Consider the following 20,251-nt stretch of genomic DNA (forward strand, 5'->3'; position numbering starts at 1 on the left):
CGCACCTTTCTTGAGAGAGATGACAGGGGCGAAGCCCCCGTCCTCCTCAGACTAGGGGGAGCCACTGACAACGCCGGTTCGGTTTCACGGGTTGTCAACAAACCCCGGCTCTCCAGCATGCCCGACGCCGAACACGACCATATAGCACGTACATTCGATTCAAGGGGCTGCTTCGCCGCCTTCACCCGATGGTGTGACGGGACTAGGGTCGACCCCATGATTGATCACGCTGATGACCTGGCGTCTGTACACGCGGCGACCGAGCGGCTGCTCACCGCTGTCGCCGCACTGGACAACGCGGCTGTGACCCAGTCGTCACGGCTGCCCGGCTGGACCCGGGGCCACGTCCTGGCCCATCTGGCCCGCAACGCCGACGCCCTGGTGAACGTCCTCGAGGGCCGCCCCATGTACGCGTCCGGCGAGGCCCGGGACGCCGACATCGAGCGGGGCGCGCCGCGCTCCCTCGACGCGCACCTCACCGACGTGCGCGAGAGCGCGGAGCGCTTCCGCGCGGCCGGCGCGGCACCGGCGGACTGGTCGCGCACGGTGGAGCTGCGCAACGGGGTCACGGACCGGGCGGAGCGGTTGCCGTTCCGCCGGTGGGCCGAGGTGGAGCTGCACCATGTGGACCTCGGGATCGGTTACGAGCTGGAGGACCTGCCGGCGGAGTTCACGGAGCGGGAGATCGACTTCCTCGCGGCGCGGTTCGCCGGTCACCGGGGCGTGCCGTCGACCGCCCTGGCCACCGTGGACGGCAAGGCCTGGACGACCGGCGGCGGGGCGGACGGCGGCCCGGTCGCGGTCGAGGGGACGGCCGCCGACCTGCTCGGCTGGCTGGCCGGCCGCCGGGACGGCGCCGCCCTGACGGTCAAGGGCGGCGACCTCCCGTCGCTCCCCCCGCTGTAGCACCTGTCCCGCACGGGTTCCCGCTATAGGCTGACGGTCATGACGTACAGCGGTCGGGTGACGGTCGGCGGCCCAGCCGACGTGCACGAACTCAAGGACCTGATGATCACCAAGGTCGCGGTCGGCCCCATGGACAACAACGCCTATCTGCTGCGTTGCCGGGCCACCGACGAGCAGTTGCTGATCGACGCGGCCAACGACGCGAAGACCCTGCTGGGGACGATCGGTGACGACGGCATCGCGTCCGTCGTCACCACCCACCGGCACGGCGACCACTGGCAGGCGCTGGCCGAGGTCGTCGCGGCCACCGGCGCCCGCACCCACGCGGGCCGGGAGGACGCCGAGGGCATCCCCGTGCCGACCGACGTGCCGGTCGACGACGGCGACGTCATCCGCGTGGGCCGGGTGGAGCTCACCGCCCGCCGTCTGGTCGGGCACACGCCCGGCTCGATCGCCCTCGTCTACGACGACCCCCACGGACATCCGCATGTGTTCACCGGGGACTGCCTGTTCCCGGGCGGTGTGGGCAACACCCACAAGGACCCGAAGGCGTTCGCCCGTCTGATCCATGACGTCGAGACCAAGATCTTCGATGTCCTTCCGGACGAGACCTGGGTCTATCCCGGGCACGGCGACGACACCACCCTGGGCGCGGAACGCCCGCATCTGCCGGAGTGGCGCGCGCGGGGCTGGTGAGCGCAACCCCTGTGAGCCCCGCCCGCCGCGCTCGGCTTCCGGCGAGCGGGTCTACGCCTCGGCGACTCCCGGGCCCGCCAGCGCCGCGATCCGCTCCACCGCGAACACGTACCCCTGCACCCCGCATCCCGCGATGACACCGTCGGCGCGCAGGGAGACGTAGGAGTGGTGGCGGAAGGACTCGCGCCGGTGGATGTTGGAGATGTGGACCTCCATCACGGGCAGGCCGTCACAGGCGTTGAGGGCGTCCAGGACGGCGACGGAGGTGTGCGAGTAGGCGCCGGGGTTGATGACGATCCCGCAGTGGTTCAGCCGCGCCTCGTGGATCCAGTCCACCAGCTGGCCCTCGTGGTTGGACTGGCGCAGGTCCACCGTGCCGCCCCGTGCCGCCGCCGCCTTGGCGCACATCGCCTCCACGTCGGCGAGCGTGTCGGAGCCGTAGATCTCCGGCTGGCGCTGTCCCAGCAGGTTCAGGTTGGGGCCGTTGAGGATCATGATGGGGGCGTTGGCCAGGTTGCGGGGCACGGTTCCTCCGGTCCGTCGGGGTGGCGCGGTCCTCGTCGGAACCGCTGCTCGGACCCGGTTTATCACGGCGTGGCGCACGGCCGATGAGCCCTGCCCGAGCCCGTGCCGGGTGACCGCGCGGCCGTGATCCCGGCACTGCCCGGCACTGCTCGTGGGCCGCCCGAGGACCTGGGTCCCCGGGCGGCCCACGAACCACGGGTGGGGCCCGGCCCACGCCGTCGAGCAGCGTGCGGCCGTGTACCGCTGGCCCTTTCCCGCTAGGGGTTGATCGCCAGCTCCAGATAGGCCGCGAGCAGCACCAGGTGCACGCCTCCCTGGAGCGGTGTGGCCCGCCCGGGGACCACGGTCAGCGCGCCCACCACCATGGTCAGGGCGAGCAGCACCATATGGGTGTTGCCGAGGCCGAGGACGAGCGGACCGGGGAGCCACAGGGAGGCCAGCGCGACGGCGGGGATGGTCAGACCGATGCTGGCCATCGCCGAGCCGAGCGCCAGGTTCATGCTCGTCTGCACCTGGTTGCGGCGCGAGGCCCGCACCGCGGCGATGGTCTCCGGGAGCAGGACCAGCAGGGCGATGATCACACCGACGACGGAGTGGGGCAGCCCGGCGGCGTCCACCCCGGACTCGATCGTGGGCGAAACCCCTTTGGCCAGCCCGACCACTCCGACCAGGGCCAGGCCCAGCAGCCCGAGACTGATCAGGGCGGTGCGCGTGGAGGGCGCCTCGGCGTGCTCCTGCTCGGTGGAGGGCGCCTCGTTCTGCTTGACTATCGGCAGGAAGTAGTCGCGGTGTCTGACGGTCTGGGTCGCCACGAACAAGGCGTAGAGGATCAGCGAGGAGACCGCCGCGAACGTGAGCTGCACGGTGGAGAACTCCGGGCCCGGCTTGCTCGTGGTGAACGTCGGCAGCACGAGGCTGAGGGTCGCCAGCGTCGCCACCGTGGCGAGGGCCGCGCCGGTGCCTTCCGAATTGAACACCGCCGTGCCGTGGCGTAGTGAGCCCGCCAGCAGACTCAGTCCGAGGATTCCGTTGACGGTGATCATCACGGCCGCGAACACGGTGTCCCTGGCGAGCGTCGCGCTCTTGTCCCCGCCGTCGAGCATCAGCGTGACGATCAGCGCCACCTCGATGACGGTGACGGCGACCGCGAGGACCAGGGACCCGAAGGGCTCACCGACCCGGTGCGCGACCACCTCGGCATGGTGCACGGCCGCCAGCACGGCCCCCGCGAGGATCGCGGTCACCAGTACGACGACCCAGCCGGATAGTTCCCGTCCCCAGGTCAGGATCAGCAGAACCACGGCGAGCGCCGGCACCAGGGTCGTCCACTGTGCCGTGAGTGACCTGAACCGAGCGGTCATGGGGCGATCGTCGCAGACGCGAACGGGCGGCGCATCTCACTGCGGTTCTCCGACCACCGGCCGAGCGCAGGGGGGACGGGGGGCGTCACCGCCGCACGGCATGCCCCTCCGCTCCGCGATCCTGATCGTCTCGGGGTCATCATGGTCACGCATGGCCTCCTCGTACGAGTCGTGTTCGGTCGGCGCCGGCGGGCGGCGCGGGGCGGGAACAGACAGGACCGGGAGCGGTGGTCGGCGATGTGCTGACCCCGCTCCCGGTACCGGCGTTCCGGCGTCCGACAGGGTCAGACGTCGATGTCGTTCTTCACGGGACTCTCACCACGGTCCGCGGTCGCCTCGGCCTCCGCCTGCTTGCGGGAGGCCCGCAGGCTGGTGATCGTGGTGACGACCAGGACCGCGCAGATCACTCCCAGCGAGACCGGGATGCTGATCTCGGGCACGTGTACCCCGGACTCGTGCAGTGCGTGCAGCACCAGCTTCACGCCGATGAAGCCGAGGATGATCGACAGGCCGTAGGACAGGTGGACCAGCTTCTTCAGCAGGCCGCCGATGAGGAAGTACAGCTGCCTGAGGCCCATCAGCGCGAACGCGTTCGCCGTGAACACGATGTACGGGTCCTGCGTCAGGCCGAAGATCGCGGGGATCGAGTCGAGCGCGAACAGGACGTCCGTGGTGCCGATGGCGAGCATGACGACGAGCATCGGGGTCATGACCCGCTTGCCGTTCTGCTCGATCCACAGCTTGGTGCCGTGGTACCGGTCGGCCACGCCGAAGCGGCGCTCGGCAGCCTTGAGCAGCTTGTTCTCCTCGAACTCCTCGTCCTCCTCGTCGGCCCGGGCCTCCTGGATGAGCTTCCAGGCGGTCCAGATCAGGAAGGCGCCGAAGATGTAGAACACCCAGGAGAAGCTGGCGAGGATCGCCGCGCCGGCGGCGATGAATATCGCGCGCAGCACCAGGGCGATGAGGACGCCGATGAGGAGCACCCGCTGCTGGTACTGCGACGGCACCGCGAACTTCGCCATGATCAGGACGAAGACGAAGAGGTTGTCGACGCTCAGCGACTTCTCGGTGATGTAGCCGGCGAAGAACTCGCCTCCGGCCTGTCCTCCGCCCCAGATCAGCAGGCCCGCCCCGAAGAGCGCGGCCAGGACGATCCAGACGACGGTCCAGATCCCGGCTTCCTTGACGGACACGTCATGCGGTTTGCGACCGATGAAGAAGTCGACCGCGATAAGGGCACACAGGCCCACGATCGTCAGACCCCATAGGGTCGGGGAAACATCCACTGCGCCTCCGGCAGGTACGTCACACGGCAAATGTCAGCGTCGTCGCTGCCGGAGGTCTCTTCCACCCGGGCCTCCGGCGCTCGACTGCGTCCGGACGGTCCTTCGGGCCGACGCCCCGGGATCTGGCCTGATCCGTATTGACGGGGTCGCCGCACAGACAGGGAGTACTCCCCTCCGTGCGGCCAACAGTACCCAATCACCAAGGATTGGTAAAGGGAAAGGTAAAGAAAGATACAAAGCCCCAGATGGAGGGGTTTTACTCCATCTTGATCAAGGGTGCGGGAGCGTCACTTGTCCCATGAGCGGCGGGCCGCCGCGACCTGGGTGAGCACCTGGTGGAGGACCTGGCTGCCCGGCGGCACGAGCGGCGGCTCGTAGGTCCAGGCGTGTCCGACCCACGGGTCGGCCAGGTGGTCGTCGGGCACGGGGGTCAGTCGCAGCAGCGAACGCCACAGCGGGTCGAGGAGCGGGCCGTAGCCCCCGGACTCCTCACGGTCGGCGACCATCATCAGATGGACCCCGACCGACGGACCCTCGTCGGCGAGGTAGCGCAACTGGTTCACGGCCCGGTCGTCGAAGCCGTGCGGGAAGTCATTGACGATCAGCAGGTGCTGGGAGGTGTCGAAGCCGGGCGGCAGCGCGTCCGGGGCGCCTCCGCGCAGCGCCATCTGCACCAGGTCGACCCGCTGTGTGAGCCGACCCAGCACCTCAGCCACGCCCGCGGCGCCCCGGGCGGGCGGAGCCGCCAGCACACCGGTCCGCGTCAGCGGCGCCAGCGGCTGCTCACCCGATCCGGCCGGATCGATGACGTGCACGGTGAACTCGCCCGCCGGGTGGACGGCGAGCAGCCGCGCCGCATGCGTCACCGCCGTCTCCATGGCGAGGCGCCGCATGTCGTGGGAGTCGGTGAACGACCCGTCGGCCGAGTCGGCCCGTCCGCTGTCGATCCACAGGCCGCGCTCCAGCGGCAGCCGGAGCAGCATCGGGACGCGGATCCGGTCGGTCTCCGGCAGCCGCAGATCGCCCAGGCGCAGCGCCATGGGTATCTCCATCGGCACCCGGTAGGCGTGCCAGGCGGGATTGTCCCAGCGGGCGAAGGCCGGGGGCAGTGCGGGTTCGACGACATCGGCCTCGGCGACGAGCTGGGCGAGGTCCCGGTCGAGAACTTCTCGCGCCTGGCCGACGAGCCGTGCGTGCCGGTCCCGGGCGGCCTCGCGCACGGCATCGCCCGGACCGCCGATCCGGCTGCGCGGGTCGGACAGGGACTGCTCCAGCTCCTTGTCCATACGGGACTCGGCGAAGTCGACGGCGCTGCGGTAGGCGGCGACGGTGCGGGCCAGGTCCTCGAACATGCCCCAGACCTGGTTGTAGAGCCGCTCCTCCATGGACCAGCCGGTCGCGTCCCCCGCCACGGGCTGTGCGGGCTGTCCGGGCGGCGCAGGCGGCGCGGTGGGCGGGGGCGGGGGCGGCGCGGAGTTCCGCCGGCCGGGGTGGCTGTAGTCGATCGGGCCGCCGGTGGCGGCGGAGGGGTCCGCGGCACCGGTTCCGCCGTATCCCGGCTGCGGTCCGGTCCGCCCCGGTCCGCCGTACGGCGGCGGTACGGGGCCGGGGGTGCCCTGCGGTGCGGCGCCGCCCTGGTCGGGACCGACCGCGGGGGTGGCCGGCTGACGGGGACGGTCGCCGTCGGCCGGGCGGGGCGGGGGCGCCTGCACGGAGCGGGCGAGGCCCCGCGCGACCGCCTCGTTGACGGCGCCCGCGAGCTGTGCGGCCTCGGGCAGGCCCTGGTCGATGAGGAGGTCGGCCAGGCCGCCCGCGTAGCCCTGGCCGACGGCACGCACCTTCCAGACGCCCTGCCGCCGGTAGAGCTCCAGCGCGACGACGGCCGTCTCGGTCTCCAGGCCCGTGATGGTGTAGCTGGCGATCCCGCTGCCGTCCAGGCCGGTGACGGCGACGAAGGGGGCCGCCACGGCACCGAACCGGGCGGGGCCCGGGCCGCCGTCCGGAGCGGGCAGGGCGAGCAGCACACTGACGCGGTGGACCGCGTCCGTCATGGCGTCCAGGTCCACCGCGAGACGGTGGTCGGCGGCCGCCTGACGCGACACCTCCAGACCGGGCTGGGTGGGTGCGCCCGGATGGGCCACCCACTCCACTCCGTGGATCCGGCCGCTCTCGTCGCCGAGCGCTGCCGCGGCCACGACCGGCGTGCCGGCCGAGACCCGGATCTCCAGACGGGACTGGGAGAGCGGGTGGTTCTGTCCCCGCACCAGCTCGGCCGTCATCGCCTTCGTCCCCCTGTGTCGCGTGTGGTGTGTGGTCCGCCGCGCCCGGCCCGGCCTCGGGTGCGGCGCCTAGAGGACCGGCAGGATCGCCGGCATCAGGTCCTGGAAGGTGCGGCCGTTGGCCGGGTTGCCCAGGGCCGTCATCGTCCAGCCGGTACCGGAGCGGTGCACCTTCGCCATGATCTGGGCCGTGTAGGCGCCGCCGCCGGCCAGCGTGTAGCGGGCGAGCTCCTGGCCGTTGGTCTCGTCGACGAGGCGGCAGAACGCGTTCTGCACCTCCTGGAAGGTCTGGCCCGTGAAGGAGTTCACGGTGAAGACGATCTGGTCGATGTGGACCGGGACGCGCGAGAGGTCGACGAGGATGGCCTCGTCGTCGCCGCCCTGGCCGACACCGCCGACGAGGTTGTCACCGGTGTGGCGCACCGAGCCGTCGTCGCTCACCAGGTGGCGGAAGAAGACGACGTCGACCGGCTGCTTGTCCGCGAACAGGACGGCCGAGGCGTCCAGGTCGACCTCCCGGGTGCGCGAGCCGAACAGGCCGCGACGGGGAGCCGCCTGCCAGCCGAGACCCATGCGCACCGCGGTCAGGCTGCCGCCGTCGTTCTTCTGCAGACTGATGGCCTGACCCTTGGTCATGTTGACGGTCACGCGCTGATTCCCCTCTCGGACTTCCCCTGTTACCGCGCGATCGCGGTTGCTCAGAACCCTACGCAGGGGCACTGACAGCGACGTACGCCGGTCCGCACTTTGTGTCGTTCTTGCAACACATCGCGTACCCGGCCGTCAGGACAGGCCGGCCTCCTGCATCTGCCGCAGCTCCTTCTTCATCTCGGACACCTCGTCGCGCAGTCGGGCCGCGATCTCGAACTGCAGGTCCGCCGCGGCGGCCCGCATCCGCGTGGTGAGCTCCTCGATCTGCTCGGCGAGCTCGGCGGCGGGACGGTCGGTCGGCACGGTCTCGGCGGCCTTGCCCCGGGCGCCCTTGGCGCTCTTCGCACCCTTGGCCGCCTTGGCGCCCAGGGAGGGCACGGGCGCCTTGGCGCCGTCCTTCTTGCCCTGGCGGTAGCCCGAGCCGAGCAGCTGCTCGGTGTCGACGTCCTCACGGGCGATCTGGGCGACGATGTCATTGATCTTCTTGCGCAGGGGCTGCGGGTCGATGCCGTTCGCCCGGTTGTACGCGATCTGCTTCTCCCGGCGGCGGTTGGTCTCGTCGATGGCCTTCTCCATCGCCGGGGTGATCTTGTCCGCGTACATGTGGACCTGGCCGGAGACGTTGCGCGCCGCACGGCCGATGGTCTGGATCAGGGAGGTGCCCGAGCGCAGGAAGCCCTCCTTGTCGGCGTCGAGGATGGCCACCAGGGACACCTCGGGCAGGTCGAGACCCTCGCGCAGCAGGTTGATGCCGACGAGGACGTCGTACTCGCCGCTGCGCAGCTCCCGCAGCAGCTCGACCCGGCGCAGGGTGTCGACGTCGCTGTGCAGATAGCGCACCTGGATGCCGAGTTCCAGGAAGTAGTCGGTGAGGTCCTCGGCCATCTTCTTGGTGAGCGTGGTGACCAGGACGCGTTCGTCCTTCTCCACTCGGGTGCGGATCTCGTGCACCAGGTCGTCGATCTGGCCCTCGGTGGGCTTGACCACGACCTCGGGGTCGACGAGGCCGGTGGGACGGATGATCTGCTCGACGAAGCCGTCCGAGCGGGAGAGCTCGTACTGTCCGGGGGTGGCCGACAGGTAGACGGTCTGGCCGACGCGCTCCTGGAACTCCTCCCACTTCAGCGGCCGGTTGTCCAGGGCGGAGGGGAGCCGGAAGCCGTGGTCGACGAGGGTGCGCTTGCGGGAGGCGTCGCCCTCGTACATGGCGCCGATCTGCGGGACGGTGACGTGCGACTCGTCGATGACGAGGAGGAAGTCGTCCGGGAAGTAGTCCAGCAGGGTGTTCGGCGGGGAGCCGGGAGAGCGGCCGTCGAAGTGCATCGAGTAGTTCTCCACGCCGGAGCAGGAGCCGATCTGGCGGAGCATCTCGATGTCGTACGTGGTGCGCATGCGCAGGCGCTGGGCCTCCAGGAGCTTGCCCTGCCCCTCCAGCTCGGTCAGGCGCTCGCCGAGCTCCTTCTCGATGTCGCCCACCGCGCGCTCCAGCCGCTCGGGGCCCGCGACGTAGTGGGAGGCCGGGAAGACGTACAGCTGCTGGTCGTCGCTGATGATCTCGCCGGTGAGCGGGTGGAGCGTGGACAGCGCCTCGATCTCGTCGCCGAACATCTCGATGCGGACGGCGAGCTCCTCGTAGACCGGGAAGATCTCGATGGTGTCGCCGCGGACGCGGAAGGTGCCGCGGGTGAAGGCCATGTCGTTGCGCGTGTACTGGATGTCCACGAAGCGGCGCAGCAGCTCGTCGCGGTCGTGCTCGTCGCCGACGCGCAGGGGGACCATGCGGTCCACGTACTCCTGCGGGGTGCCCAGGCCGTAGATGCAGGAGACGGAGGCGACCACGACGACGTCGCGGCGGGTGAGCAGCGAGTTGGTCGCGGAGTGACGCAGCCGCTCGACCTCCTCGTTGATCGAGGAGTCCTTCTCGATGTAGGTGTCCGACTGCGGGACGTACGCCTCGGGCTGGTAGTAGTCGTAGTACGAGACGAAGTACTCGACCGCGTTGTTCGGCAGCAGCTCGCGGAACTCGTTGGCCAGCTGGGCCGCCAGGGTCTTGTTCGGCGCCATGACCAGGGTGGGGCGCTGGAGCTTCTCGATCATCCACGCGGTGGTGGCGGACTTGCCGGTGCCGGTCGCGCCGAGCAGGACGACATCCTTCTCACCTGCTTCGATGCGCCGGGCGAGGTCGGCGATGGCCGTCGGCTGGTCGCCGCTCGGCTGGTAGGGGCTGACGACCTCGAAGGGCGCCACCGTGCGTTCGATCTGGGAAACGGGCCGCATGTCATCCACCGTACGGCCCCCCACTGACAACGGGTCCGGAATCAGCGGCGCTGCGGGGTCCGGGAGCGGTGCTCCACGGGGCCGCGGGCCCGCAGCCGCGAGCGCGCCGGGGCGTGGTGGGCCGGGGAGTGGGCGGGGACGCCGGGCTTGTGCTCGGCGGGGGGCGTGGCGGAGCCGCCGGCGACCATCAGCGGATCGAAGAGCACCACGACGCCCGCGAGGACGAGGAAGGCGAGCGGTCCGACCATCATCGGCCCGAGCAGGGTGGCCGCCGGCTCCCCCACGACGGGCTCGGCCGTTCCGTGGACGTGCACCTCGAGCGCGGCCATGCCGGTGTAGTGCATCCCGGTGACCGCGAGCCCCATGACGACGCTGGCGCCCACGCTCCACAGGAAGCCACGCACCTGCCCTGCCGCCCACAGGGCGGCGCTGGCGGCGGCCATGGCGATGACCACGGACACGGCGACCGTGGGGACGTCGTACGCCAGATGTCCGTCGAGGCTCATCCCCGCCATGCCGAGGTAGTGCATCGAGGCGATGCCGAGGCCGGTGATGGTGCCCCCGGTGAACAGGGCCGTTCCGGAGGCGCCCTTGTAGCCGACGATGAAGATCCCGATGCCCACCATGACGACGGCGACGGCCAGACTCGCGAACGTGATCAGCCGGTCGTAGTGGATCGGCGTGCCCTCGACGGTGAAGCCCGTCATCGCGACGAAGTGCATCGTCCATATGCCGGAGCCGATGGCCGCGGACCCCAGGGCGAGCCAGCCCGGACGCCAGGAACGGGACACCCTGATCGCCCTGGCGGTGCAGCGCAGGCCCAGGGCGCCGCCGAGGCAGGCCATGAGGAAGGCCACCAGCGGCGTGACCAGGCCGTAGCTGAATCCGTCGACCGTGCTGTGCATGCGCGGCTGCCCTTTCCGACCCGTGTGTTCCGCAACGCCCCGACATCCCCCTCCCGGCGCCGTGGAGGCGGCCGGGAACGACGCAGAGAGTATGACCCTCACCGGAATGGCCGAACGACTTTCCGGCAAAGGAACACGTCCTCGCCCCAGGTGTGTGGCACCAGTGTGCTCAGTCCGGGCGACGCCGTTCAATCGGCGGACATCCCGCACCCGCCTCACATCGACCCTCTGCTGTCACAGTTGAGCCGACCGTGACCGCCCGACGCGACGGGTACGCATGCGCACGCGCTCTGTCACCGCCTCGGCCGCCGTGCTCCCGGGCACCGCCGCCCTTCTGCTGCCGCTCTCCCCCGCGCGGGCCGCGGAGGACTCCGCGCGGCCCTGGGTGACAGCCCGCCGTGGCGCGTCCGCGTGCACGCCCGAGCACACCCTGGCGGCCGTCGACCGGGCCGCCGCGCTCGGCGTCGACTGGGTGGAGAACGACGTCCGGCGCACCGGGGACGGGGAACTCGTCGTCCTGCACGACGACAGCCTCCGGCGCACCACCGACGTCGAGGAGGGCTTCCCCGACCGTGCTCCGTGGAGGGTGAGGGACTTCACCGCCGCGGAGACCGCCCGGCTGGACGCGGGCAGCTGGTTCGGCTCCGCGTACGCGGGCGCGCGCCTGCCGACGCCGGAGCGGTTCGTGCACCGCGTCGAGCGGCACCACCAGAAGCTGCTGCTGGAGGTCAAGAACCCTCAGCTGTACCCGGGCAGGGGCGCACGGCAAGCCGCTGGAGGTGTGCGCCTGGACCGTGAACGACGCGGCCGCCGCCCGGCGGGTCGCCGGGTCCGGAGTCGACGGGATCGCCACCGACGTCCCCGACGTGGTGCGGGACGCGGTACGCGGCTGAGGCGTCCGCCCGCGCTTCGGGGCGTTGTCGGTGGCGGGCCGTACGGTGGTGCGCATGGACAGCCATGGGCAGTACGGCCGGCGGGTGGTGTGGGCCGTCGTCGGCACCGGCATCGGCCCGCTGCTGCTGGCCGCGACCCGTGAGGGTCTGGTCAACGTCGTGTTCCACGCCACCGGCGAGGTGCGCGGCGGTGCGCTGGAGCGGCTGGCGTCACGGCTCGGCGCCGAGCCCGTCGAGGAGCCCGGCTCCCCTCTGCTGGTCGAGGCGGTACGCCAGGTCGAGGCGTACTTCGCGGGTGAGCGGCGGGACTTCGAGCTGCCGCTGGACTGGTCGCTGATCTCGGGCTTCAACCGCGAGGTGCTGCGGGAGCTGGCCGCCGGGGTGCCGTTCGGCTCGGTCGTCGGGTACGGCGATCTGGCCCGGCGGGTCGGCCGGCCCGGCGCGGCCCAGGCCGTGGGCGTGGCGATGGGCGCGAATCCGTTGCCGGTGGTCGTGCCGTGCCACCGGGTGGTGGAGAGCGGCGGGGGCATCGGCGGCTTCGGCGGCGGCCTGGAGACCAAGCGCCGCCTCCTCGCCCTGGAGGGCGTCCTCCCCGAGCTCTTGTTCTGACCGGGCGGTCGCGCCTCCCCCGGTCCCGAAGGGCCCGGGGGAGGCGCCCCATGAGCGCCGGGCCGCGCGAACACCCCTGCTCGCCCCTGCCCGCGGCAGCGATGAGCGCGGCCGCTCCGGTCAGTCGTAGTGCCGCGCCTCGAACACGTTGCCGTCCGGATCCCGGAAGTAGAAGCTGCGCCGGGCCGGCCCCCGCGCCCCGAAGGAATCGCGCGAGACGTCCGACACGGGGACGGAGCCCTCCTCCAGCCGGCTGCGCAGAGCGTCGAAGTCCGGGGCCGTCAGCGACAGACAGACATGGTTCACGGGATGCCCCGAGCTCTCCGCGGCACCGGGAACCATGCCCATGCGTTCCGCCTTCGCCCGCGGCATGAGGTCGAGGATCGTCTCCTCGTTCACCCGCACCGAGGGAAACGGCGCCTCGCCGGCGGAGTATTCGGTGAGCCTGACGGGCTCCAGGCCCACGGCCTTCTCGTAGAAACCGGCTGCGGCGAGGGGATCGTTCACCCACAGGACGATGTGGTCGAGGCGAATCGTGTTGTCCGTCATAACTCCCAGCCTCCGCGACGTCCGTGACGGCGCGCAAGGGGGTTTGGCCCGGTGCCCGGCCCGCCAGGGATGAGGAAGAACCGGCGGACAGGAGGCAGACGCGTGGTGCTCATGGTGTCCGAAGAGGTACGGGAGGCGATCGCCGAGGGCCGCCCGGTGGTGGCCCTGGAGTCCACGATCATCGCCCACGGTCTGCCCCGGCCGCGCAATCTCCGGGTGGCGCTGGAGCTGGAGGCGGCCGTACGACAGGAGGGCGCGGTACCGGCGACGGTCGCCGTGCTGGACGGGCGGCCCCGGATCGGCCTGGGCAGGGAGCAGGTGGAACGGATCGCGGGCGAGGACGGCATCCGCAAGCTGGGCCATCGTGATCTGCCGCTCGCGGTGGCCGCCGGGGCGAGCGGGGCGACCACGGTGTCGGCCACCGCCCTGCTGGCGGCACGCGCGGGCATACGGGTGTTCGCCACCGGAGGGCTCGGTGGCGTGCACCGGGAATGGACGGTGACCCAGGACGAGTCGGCCGATCTCGGCCTGCTGGCGCGGACGCGGATCACCGTGGTGTGCGCGGGCGTGAAGTCGATCCTGGACGTGCCCGCGACCCTGCAGCGGCTGGAGACACTGGGGGTGGCGGTCGCCGGGTACGGCACGGACCGCTTCCCCGGCTTCTACCTGTCCGACTCCGGGCACCCCGTGGACTGGCGGCTGGACACTCCGGCGCAGGTCGCGGAGGTCATGCGGGCGCAGGACGCGCTGGGCGGGGCCGAGTCGGCGCTGATCGTGGCCAATCCCGTCCCCGAGGCGGAACAGCTGGACCCCGGGCTGCACGCGCGCGTACTGGACGAGGCGCTGCGCGCGTGCGAGGCGGGGGGTGTCACCGGCCAGGCGGTCACGCCGTTCCTGCTCGGCCATCTGGTCCGCCGCACCGACGGCGCCTCCCTCGCCGCGAACCTGGCGGCGGTCCGGGGCAACGTGCGTCTGGCCGCGCGGATCGCGGCGGCCTGGGCCGTCGGGGAGTGACGGACGCCGTGCGGGGCGGGGCACTGCTGGTCGTCGGCGATGTGATCACGGATGTGGTCGCCCGGCACCGGGAGCCGCTCGCGCCGGGGACGGACACGGCGGCGGCGATCCGGACGGTGCCGGGCGGCGCGGGCGCCAATGTGGCCTGCTGGGCGGCGCGCCGGGACGGCGCGGAGGTGCGGCTCCTGGGCCGGGTGGGCGAGGACGCGGCGGCCTGGCACGAGCGGGAGCTGGCCGCCTGCGGGGTCCGCCCGCTGCTGGTCGTGGACGGACAGGCGCCGACGGGGACGGTGATCTGCCTGGTCGACGGGGGTGCGGCGGCCGAGCGGACGTTCCTCACCGACAGCGGCGCGTCGCTGCGGCTGGGCCCCGGTGACTGGTCGGACGCGCTGCTGGACGGAGTGGCGCGGCTGCACCTGTCGGGTTATCTGCTGTTCTCCGAGCCGAGCAGGGCCTTGGTCGCGGTGGCCTCGAAGGCGGCGCGGGCCCGTGGGGTGCCGGTGAGCCTGGATCCGGCGTCGGCGGGGTTCCTCGTGCGGCTGGGCGCCGACCGGTTCCTGTCGCTGGTCGAGGACGTGGACGTCCTGCTCCCCAGCCGTGACGAGGCGTGCCTGCTCACGGGAGCGTCCGATGCCGCGGACGCCGCGGCACGGCTGAGCCGGCACGTTCCGCTGGTGGTGGCCAAGCAGGGTGCCGAGGGTGCGTTGCTCGCCCGGTCCGGGGAGGTGTACGCCCGTGTCCCGGCCGTACCGGCGGTGCCCCGGGACACCACGGGTGCCGGTGACGCGTTCACGGGCGCGTTCCTCGCGGCCCTGCTCGCGGGCGCCGGCCCGGAGCAGGCGGCGGCGGAGGGCTGCCGGGCGGGTGCGCAGGCGGTGGAGCACACAGGGGGGCGCCCACCGGCACCCGCCTGACGAACGGGCGTCACGACGGGCGAACTCCCTTCGTCCACAGGCGGGAACAGAACGGAATGCCCCCTGCCCACAGGCCCGCACGCAACTCGTCCAGGTCGGGCAGACTGCTGTACCGGACACCCGGCGCGGACGTTCCCGGCCCGGGGGGGCGAGGCGGGGTCAGCCGCTCCAGGCCGGATGGCGTGGGTCGTCGGCCCGTACCAGTACGTCGGCCGTGCCGGCGGGGTCGGTCTCCTGCGCGTAGCGCTCGAAGGCGGGGAGGGTCCAGTGCTCGGCCTCGGCGGTGCGGCGGCGCAGGGCGCCCGGGGAGAGGAGGACGTGGACGCTCAGGTCGAGGGGGAACCAGTGACGCAGGAGAAGAGGGCCGTGCAGCAACAATACGCCGCCGGGAGGGAGTCGGACATAGGGGCTGCGGGTGGCGCGGTCGGTGACGGGGTCCCACAGGTCGGGCAGGACGCGTCCGCTCCCGCCGGGTTCGAGGGGGCCGAAGACCTCGCGCCAGAGGGCGCCGGTGTCGTACCAGCCGCCGTAGTAGGACTCCAGGTCCTGGTGGCCGTACTCGAGCCGGACGGAGGCGGGCCGCAGGAAGCCCTCGGCACCGACGACCAGGGAGGGCCGGCCGCGTATCCGCAGCGCCTCGGCGACCCGCTCGGCGAGGTCTCCCGGACGCGCGGCAGGGGCTCCGTCGAGGGCGACCCGCGGCCAGGGACCGCCGTCGGTCGTCTTCAGCTCCAGCAGGCGCTCGGCGAGGAGGTCGCCGAGCCGGTCCCAGGTGATCGCTTCGAGTCGCACATGGCCATGATGCGCCGACAGCGGGTCCGGCCGCGCGGCCCTCCCGGCGGTACGGGTCCGGCGTCCGGCGGATCCGGGTGACGGCCGGGGCGTTCGACGTCCCTGGACGTTCGCGCATGCGCCCGCGCTCCTGGGCCATGGGCGGGGACACCGGGGGTCGTGTGCACTGACGGTGGCGGTGATGGAGGCGGCCGGGGAGGACCCCGGCCGGGAACGGGGGTGACGACATGATCGACGGACCGTACTTCGTGCTGACGGTGCTGGGGGTGCTCGGGACCGGGCTGACGGCCGGGGTCTTCTGCGCCTTCTCGACGTTCGTGATGAGAGGGCTCGCGGCGCTGCCGCCGGCGCAGGGAGCGGCCGCGATGCGGGCGGTCAACGTGGCCGCGGTGGGCCCGGCCTTCATGCTGCTGTTCCTCGGTACGGCGATGCTGTGCGCGGTGGTCACGGTGGTGACGTTCGTGCTGTGGCCGGACGAGGGGACGGTCGAGCTGCTGGTGGGCGGTGTCCTGTACCTGGTCGGCTCGTTCGGGCTGACCGTGGCCGCGAACGTGCCGCGCAACGAGGCGCTGGCCCGGCTCGAACCGGGCGGCCCCGAGGCGGCCGCGTACTGGCCGGTCTATGTGCGCGAGTGGACGATGTGGAACCACGTCCGCGCGCTCGCCTCGGCCGGGGCGACGGTGGCGTACCTCCTGGCCCTCGTCTGAGCGGCTCGGCCGGCCGGCTCCGAGGAAGCGCTGTCCCGGCCCTCTGCGGGGGAGGGTGAGCGGACGTATCGTGGCCGAAGGAGTGCCGCCCGACGAGGCACGGCTCGTCATCCGCGCACGCGAGGAACACGGCCATGGCCGATCCCAAGGGTTTCCTGACCACGCCCCGCGAGGAGTGGCCGCGCCGGCCCGTCGGGGAACGGGTCCGCGACTGGAACGAGGTGTACGTCCCGGGGGCGCTGCTGCCCATCGTCGGTCCGCAGGCCGACCGCTGCATGGACTGCGGTGTGCCGTTCTGCCACCAGGCCTGTCCCTTGGGCAATCTCGTCCCCGAGTGGAACGACCTGGTCTCGCGGGAGGACTGGCGGGCCGCGGCGGAGCGGTTGCACGCCACCAACAACTTCCCTGAATTCACCGGCCGGTTGTGTCCGGCGCCCTGCGAGGCCGGCTGCGTGCTCGCCATCAACCAGCCGGCGGTCACCATCAAGAACGTCGAGTGCGCCATCGCCGACCGGGCCTGGGAGGAGGGGTTCGCCCCGCCGGCGCCGCCGGAGCGGCTCTCCGGGCGGACGGTCGCGGTCATCGGCTCGGGCCCGGCCGGGCTGGCCGCGGCCCAGCAGCTGACCCGTGCGGGGCACACGGTCGCCGTGTACGAGCGGGACGACCGGATCGGCGGGCTGATGCGGTACGGCATCCCCGAGTTCAAGATGGAGAAGCGGCATCTGGAGCGGCGGGTGGAGCAGATGCGGGCCGAGGGGACGAAGTTCCGTACGTCCACGGCGGTCGGGCGGGACGTGGACGCGGCGGAACTGCGGGCACGGTATGACGCGGTGGTGCTCGCGACGGGGGCGACGGCGTGGCGGGAGCTTGCCGTTCCGGGACGTGAACTGGCGGGGATCCACCAGGCGATGGAGTACCTGCCGCTCGCGAACCGGGTGTGCGAGGGGGATCTGGAGTCGTCGCCGCTGTCGGCCGCGGGCCGGCACGCCGTCATCGTCGGGGGCGGCGACACGGGGGCGGACTGTCTGGGGACGGCGGTGCGGGAGGGGGCCGCGTCGGTCACCCAGCTCGACATCCATGCCCAGCCGGGCTCCGAGCGTGACGAGGACGCCGAGCCGTGGCCGACGTATCCGAAGGTGTACCGGATGTCCGCGGCGCACGAGGAGGCCGGTGAGTCGCGGACGGCGGCGGACGCGGACGCGCGGCTGTTCGCGGCGTCGACGCTGCGCTTCAGCGGTGACGGAAGCGGGCGGGTGGGTGCGCTGCACCTGGTCGAGGTGGACGCCGGGCGCCGGGCCGTACCGGGGACCGAGCGGGCGCTGCCTGCGGATCTCGTTCTGCTGGCGCTCGGGTTCTCCGGGCCGGACCGGGGCGACGGGCTCGTCGCCCGGCTGGGGGTGGAGCTGTCGCCTCGTGGGACGCTCGCACGGGATGCGGGCTTCGCGACGAACGTGCCGGGTGTGTTCGCCGCCGGGGACGCCGCTCGGGGCCAGTCGCTGATCGTGTGGGCCATCGCCGAGGGACGGGCGGTGGCGGCGGCGGTCGACCGGTACCTGACGGGCGTGACCGGCCGTCTGCCGGCACCGGTCACTCCGTACGACCGGCCGATGACGGTGTGACGCGGTGGTGGCGCGGGCGGGGGTCGCGCGGCCCGGCGTGTTGCGGGGCGCCCCGCGGGGGTGCGGGCCGGGGTGTTCGCGCGGCCCGGCGTGTTGCGGGATGCCTCCCAGGCCCTCGAGGCACTGGGAGGCACGACCGCTCGCGGGAGCGACGGAGCGGCGTCGGGACGCGGGACCCCGGCGGGCCCCACCGTCCCGGCCGGGTCACGGCTTGCGGGCCACCGCGCCGTAGCCCGGGATGACGTCGTCGTCCTGGCCCGGGACCGGGTCGCCCAGTTCCGGGTGCCAGTGGTGGGGGACCTGGACGCCCGGTTCGACGAGGTCCAGGCCGTCGAAGAAGCGGGTGAACTCCTCGCGGGAGCGGAGCGCCAGGGTGACGCCCGCCGCCTTGAGCTTCTCCGTGGCCGCCTTCGACTCCTCCGGGGTGAAGTCGGAGGTCGCGTGGGTGACGACCAGGTGGCTGCCCGACGGCAGCGCGTCCAGCAGTCGCCCGACCAGTTCGTGCGCCCCGTCCTCGTCGGAGACGAAGTGCAGCAGCGCGATGAGCGACAGCGCGATCGGCTCGTCGAAGTCGAGGATCTTCCGCGCGCCCTCCAGGATGGCGTCCGGCTCCCGCACATCGGCCTGGAGGTACTCGGTCACCCCCTCGTCCGTACCGCGCAGCAGGGCCGCCGCGTGGGCCAGCACGATGGGGTCGTTGTCGCAGTACACGACGCGGGCGCCGGGCGTGACCTCCTGTGCCACCTGGTGCAGGTTGGGCTCGGTCGGGATGCCGGTGCCGATGTCGAGGAACTGCCGTGTCCCCTGTCCGGCCAGCCAGCGCGTGGCCCGCTGCATGAACGCGCGGTTCACCCGCGCCATCACCGGAACCCGGGGGTCGAGGGCCAGCATCTGCCGCCCCATGGCCTCGTCGACCGGGTAGTTGTCCTTGCCTCCGAGGTACCAGTCGTACATCCGCGCGGGGTGCGGCCTGCTCGTGTCGATCTCCACGGGGTGCTGCCCGGTCATGACGGACTCCATAAGTCTCTGCAACTGTTAGTGATCAAGTCGGTGCCAAGTTCAGCAGGAAAAACAAAAGGTAGAACGGGCAACAGGGCTCAGGACAGCAGGAAATCCGCCTCTCCCGCCTTCGCTCCCTCGATGAAGGCCGTCATCTCGGCGGAGGTGTAGATGAGCGCCGGTCCGTCCGGGTCGGTGGACTGGCGCACGGCGATCCGGCCGTCCTCGAGCTTCATCGCCTCCAGGCAGTTGCCTCCGTTGCCGCCGCTCCACGGCTTGTGCCAGCCCTCGCTGCCCAGTTCCCGCGCGGGCATGCCGTTGTAGATCCTTCCGGTGTGCACCCTCGGGCGGGGCAGGGACTTCAGGGGCTTCACGAGTTCCATTCACAGCTCCTTGCGGAGATCCCGGAGGATCTCCTTCGTGCGATGTGCCGTAGCGGCCTGCGCCGCCATGCGGTCCATGACCTCGAGGTGGGTCGCCACCTCGGTGCGCGCGTCCAGGTAGACGGCGCCGGTCAGGTACTCGCTGTAAACCATGTCCGGCAGTTCGGGCATGGCGAATCGGAACAGCACGAACGGCCCGTACGTGCCGGGATGGGGCCCACCGGCGAACGGCGCGATCTGGAGCGTCACGTTGGGCAGCTTCGTGGCCTCGAGCAACTTGTCGATCTGCGCACGCATCACCTCCGGGCCGCCGACCGGGCGGCGGAGCACGGTCTCGTCCATCACGACCCACATCCGGGGCGCGTCCTCACGGGTGAGCAGCTCCTGCCGCCGCATGCGCAGGTCGACGTGGCGCTCTATGTCCTCGGGCCGGGTCTGCCCGACGGCCCCGGAGCGCAGCACGCCGCGCGCGTAGTCCTCGGTCTGGAGCAGTCCGGGGACGAAGTGGGGTTCGTAGCTGCGGATGAGGGAGGCCGCGCCCTCCAGGCTGACGTACATCGAGAACCAGCCGGGCAGGATGTCGTGGAAGCGCTGCCACCAGCCGGGCCGGTTGGCGTCCTCCGCCAGCCGCACGAAGGCTTCGGCCTCCTCGTCGGAGACGCCGTAGGCCTTCAGCAGGAGCTGGAGGTACGGGATCTTGAGCGCGACCTCGGCCATCTCCATGCGGCGGACGGTGGCGGGCGCGACGCGGAGGATGCGGGCCGCTTCCTCACGCTTGAGTCCCGCGCGTTCCCGAAGGTCCAGCAGGCGCCGGCCGAGGACGACCTGTCCCACCGTCGGCGCGGACCTGGGTTCGCTCACACTCCACCTCCCTCGAACAAAAGCC

The 20,251-nt window shown here is 71.9% G+C and carries 19 protein-coding genes and 1 pseudogene; 8 read left to right on the forward strand and 12 right to left on the reverse strand.

Annotated features, from left to right (window positions below; genetic code table 11):
- The first annotated feature begins 216 nt into the window (after positions 1 to 216).
- Together ACZ8ZB_RS08580 and ACZ8ZB_RS08585 are read left to right on the forward strand one after the other, a co-directional pair.
- The gene (locus ACZ8ZB_RS08580) at positions 217 to 906 is read left to right on the forward strand and encodes a maleylpyruvate isomerase family mycothiol-dependent enzyme (protein ID WP_470737102.1); all 690 of its coding nucleotides are present in this window, start codon (positions 217 to 219) and stop codon (positions 904 to 906) included.
- A gap of 39 nt (positions 907 to 945) precedes the next feature.
- Positions 946 to 1,602 carry an MBL fold metallo-hydrolase gene (locus ACZ8ZB_RS08585; protein ID WP_470737103.1) on the forward strand — a complete coding sequence of 219 codons (657 nt, stop codon included), beginning with the start codon at positions 946 to 948 and terminating at the stop codon, positions 1,600 to 1,602.
- 51 nt (positions 1,603 to 1,653) lie between these two features.
- On the opposite strand, the gene aroQ is transcribed toward ACZ8ZB_RS08585, so the two are convergent.
- The 7 genes from aroQ to ACZ8ZB_RS08620 form a co-directional block, all read right to left on the reverse strand.
- Positions 1,654 to 2,127 (reverse strand): type II 3-dehydroquinate dehydratase, encoded by a 474-nt coding sequence (aroQ, locus tag ACZ8ZB_RS08590; protein ID WP_470737104.1) that lies wholly within the window; start codon positions 2,125 to 2,127, stop codon positions 1,654 to 1,656.
- 257 nt (positions 2,128 to 2,384) lie between these two features.
- Positions 2,385 to 3,488 (reverse strand): calcium:cation antiporter, encoded by a 1,104-nt coding sequence (locus ACZ8ZB_RS08595; protein WP_470737105.1) that lies wholly within the window; start codon positions 3,486 to 3,488, stop codon positions 2,385 to 2,387.
- Between the two features lie 284 nt (positions 3,489 to 3,772).
- The gene (locus tag ACZ8ZB_RS08600) at positions 3,773 to 4,774 is read right to left on the reverse strand and encodes a TerC family protein (protein WP_470737106.1); all 1,002 of its coding nucleotides are present in this window, start codon (positions 4,772 to 4,774) and stop codon (positions 3,773 to 3,775) included.
- A gap of 287 nt (positions 4,775 to 5,061) precedes the next feature.
- Positions 5,062 to 7,053 carry a TerD family protein gene (locus ACZ8ZB_RS08605; RefSeq protein WP_470737107.1) on the reverse strand — a complete coding sequence of 664 codons (1,992 nt, stop codon included), beginning with the start codon at positions 7,051 to 7,053 and terminating at the stop codon, positions 5,062 to 5,064.
- A gap of 69 nt (positions 7,054 to 7,122) precedes the next feature.
- Positions 7,123 to 7,701: a TerD family protein gene (locus tag ACZ8ZB_RS08610; protein ID WP_470737108.1), complete on the reverse strand. Its 579-nt coding sequence runs from the start codon at positions 7,699 to 7,701 to the stop codon at positions 7,123 to 7,125.
- 135 nt (positions 7,702 to 7,836) lie between these two features.
- Positions 7,837 to 9,981 carry an excinuclease ABC subunit UvrB gene (uvrB, locus tag ACZ8ZB_RS08615; protein ID WP_470737109.1) on the reverse strand — a complete coding sequence of 715 codons (2,145 nt, stop codon included), beginning with the start codon at positions 9,979 to 9,981 and terminating at the stop codon, positions 7,837 to 7,839.
- Positions 9,982 to 10,022: 41 nt separating this feature from the next.
- A complete protein-coding gene (locus tag ACZ8ZB_RS08620; RefSeq protein ID WP_470737110.1) occupies positions 10,023 to 10,886 on the reverse strand; it encodes an MHYT domain-containing protein in 864 nt (287 codons plus the stop codon).
- Positions 10,887 to 11,163: 277 nt separating this feature from the next.
- Between ACZ8ZB_RS08620 and ACZ8ZB_RS08625 the strand changes: the two are divergent.
- A pseudogene (locus tag ACZ8ZB_RS08625) lies at positions 11,164 to 11,779 on the forward strand (glycerophosphodiester phosphodiesterase).
- 54 nt (positions 11,780 to 11,833) lie between these two features.
- On the forward strand, positions 11,834 to 12,388 hold the full coding sequence (locus ACZ8ZB_RS08630) for a methylated-DNA--[protein]-cysteine S-methyltransferase (RefSeq protein WP_470737111.1): 555 nt from the start codon (positions 11,834 to 11,836) through the stop codon (positions 12,386 to 12,388).
- 120 nt (positions 12,389 to 12,508) lie between these two features.
- Here ACZ8ZB_RS08630 and ACZ8ZB_RS08635 read toward each other — a convergent pair whose 3' ends face one another.
- Positions 12,509 to 12,937, reverse strand: coding sequence for a VOC family protein (locus ACZ8ZB_RS08635; RefSeq protein ID WP_470737112.1), 429 nt, complete (start codon positions 12,935 to 12,937; stop codon positions 12,509 to 12,511).
- Positions 12,938 to 13,039: 102 nt separating this feature from the next.
- On the opposite strand from ACZ8ZB_RS08635, the gene ACZ8ZB_RS08640 reads away from it, so the two are divergent.
- Both ACZ8ZB_RS08640 and ACZ8ZB_RS08645 read left to right on the forward strand, forming a co-directional pair.
- Positions 13,040 to 13,951, forward strand: a complete 912-nt coding sequence (locus ACZ8ZB_RS08640) for a pseudouridine-5'-phosphate glycosidase (RefSeq protein ID WP_470737113.1) — start codon at positions 13,040 to 13,042, stop codon at positions 13,949 to 13,951.
- Positions 13,933 to 14,865: a carbohydrate kinase family protein gene (locus ACZ8ZB_RS08645; RefSeq protein WP_470741443.1), complete on the forward strand. Its 933-nt coding sequence runs from the start codon at positions 13,933 to 13,935 to the stop codon at positions 14,863 to 14,865. The genes ACZ8ZB_RS08640 and ACZ8ZB_RS08645 overlap by 19 nt, the downstream gene beginning before the upstream one ends.
- 159 nt (positions 14,866 to 15,024) lie before the next feature.
- On the opposite strand, the gene ACZ8ZB_RS08650 is transcribed toward ACZ8ZB_RS08645, so the two are convergent.
- Positions 15,025 to 15,657, reverse strand: a complete 633-nt coding sequence (locus ACZ8ZB_RS08650) for a nucleoside/nucleotide kinase family protein (protein WP_470737114.1) — start codon at positions 15,655 to 15,657, stop codon at positions 15,025 to 15,027.
- 227 nt (positions 15,658 to 15,884) lie between these two features.
- On the opposite strand from ACZ8ZB_RS08650, the gene ACZ8ZB_RS08655 reads away from it, so the two are divergent.
- Positions 15,885 to 16,364: an anthrone oxygenase family protein gene (locus tag ACZ8ZB_RS08655; protein WP_470737115.1), complete on the forward strand. Its 480-nt coding sequence runs from the start codon at positions 15,885 to 15,887 to the stop codon at positions 16,362 to 16,364.
- A gap of 134 nt (positions 16,365 to 16,498) precedes the next feature.
- On the forward strand, positions 16,499 to 17,983 hold the full coding sequence (locus tag ACZ8ZB_RS08660; RefSeq protein WP_470737116.1) for a glutamate synthase subunit beta: 1,485 nt from the start codon (positions 16,499 to 16,501) through the stop codon (positions 17,981 to 17,983).
- A gap of 204 nt (positions 17,984 to 18,187) precedes the next feature.
- Here the strand turns inward: ACZ8ZB_RS08660 and ACZ8ZB_RS08665 are convergent, their stop codons facing one another.
- The 3 genes from ACZ8ZB_RS08665 to ACZ8ZB_RS08675 form a co-directional block, all read right to left on the reverse strand.
- Complete coding sequence (locus ACZ8ZB_RS08665) at positions 18,188 to 18,991, reverse strand: SAM-dependent methyltransferase (RefSeq protein WP_470737117.1); 804 nt, start codon at positions 18,989 to 18,991, stop codon at positions 18,188 to 18,190.
- Positions 18,992 to 19,080: 89 nt separating this feature from the next.
- Positions 19,081 to 19,365 (reverse strand): DUF397 domain-containing protein, encoded by a 285-nt coding sequence (locus ACZ8ZB_RS08670; protein ID WP_470737118.1) that lies wholly within the window; start codon positions 19,363 to 19,365, stop codon positions 19,081 to 19,083.
- Positions 19,366 to 20,226, reverse strand: a complete 861-nt coding sequence (locus tag ACZ8ZB_RS08675) for a helix-turn-helix domain-containing protein (RefSeq protein WP_470737119.1) — start codon at positions 20,224 to 20,226, stop codon at positions 19,366 to 19,368.
- Between the last annotated feature and the right edge of the window lie 25 nt (positions 20,227 to 20,251).

This window comes from Streptomyces sp. 12E, assembly GCF_055633275.1.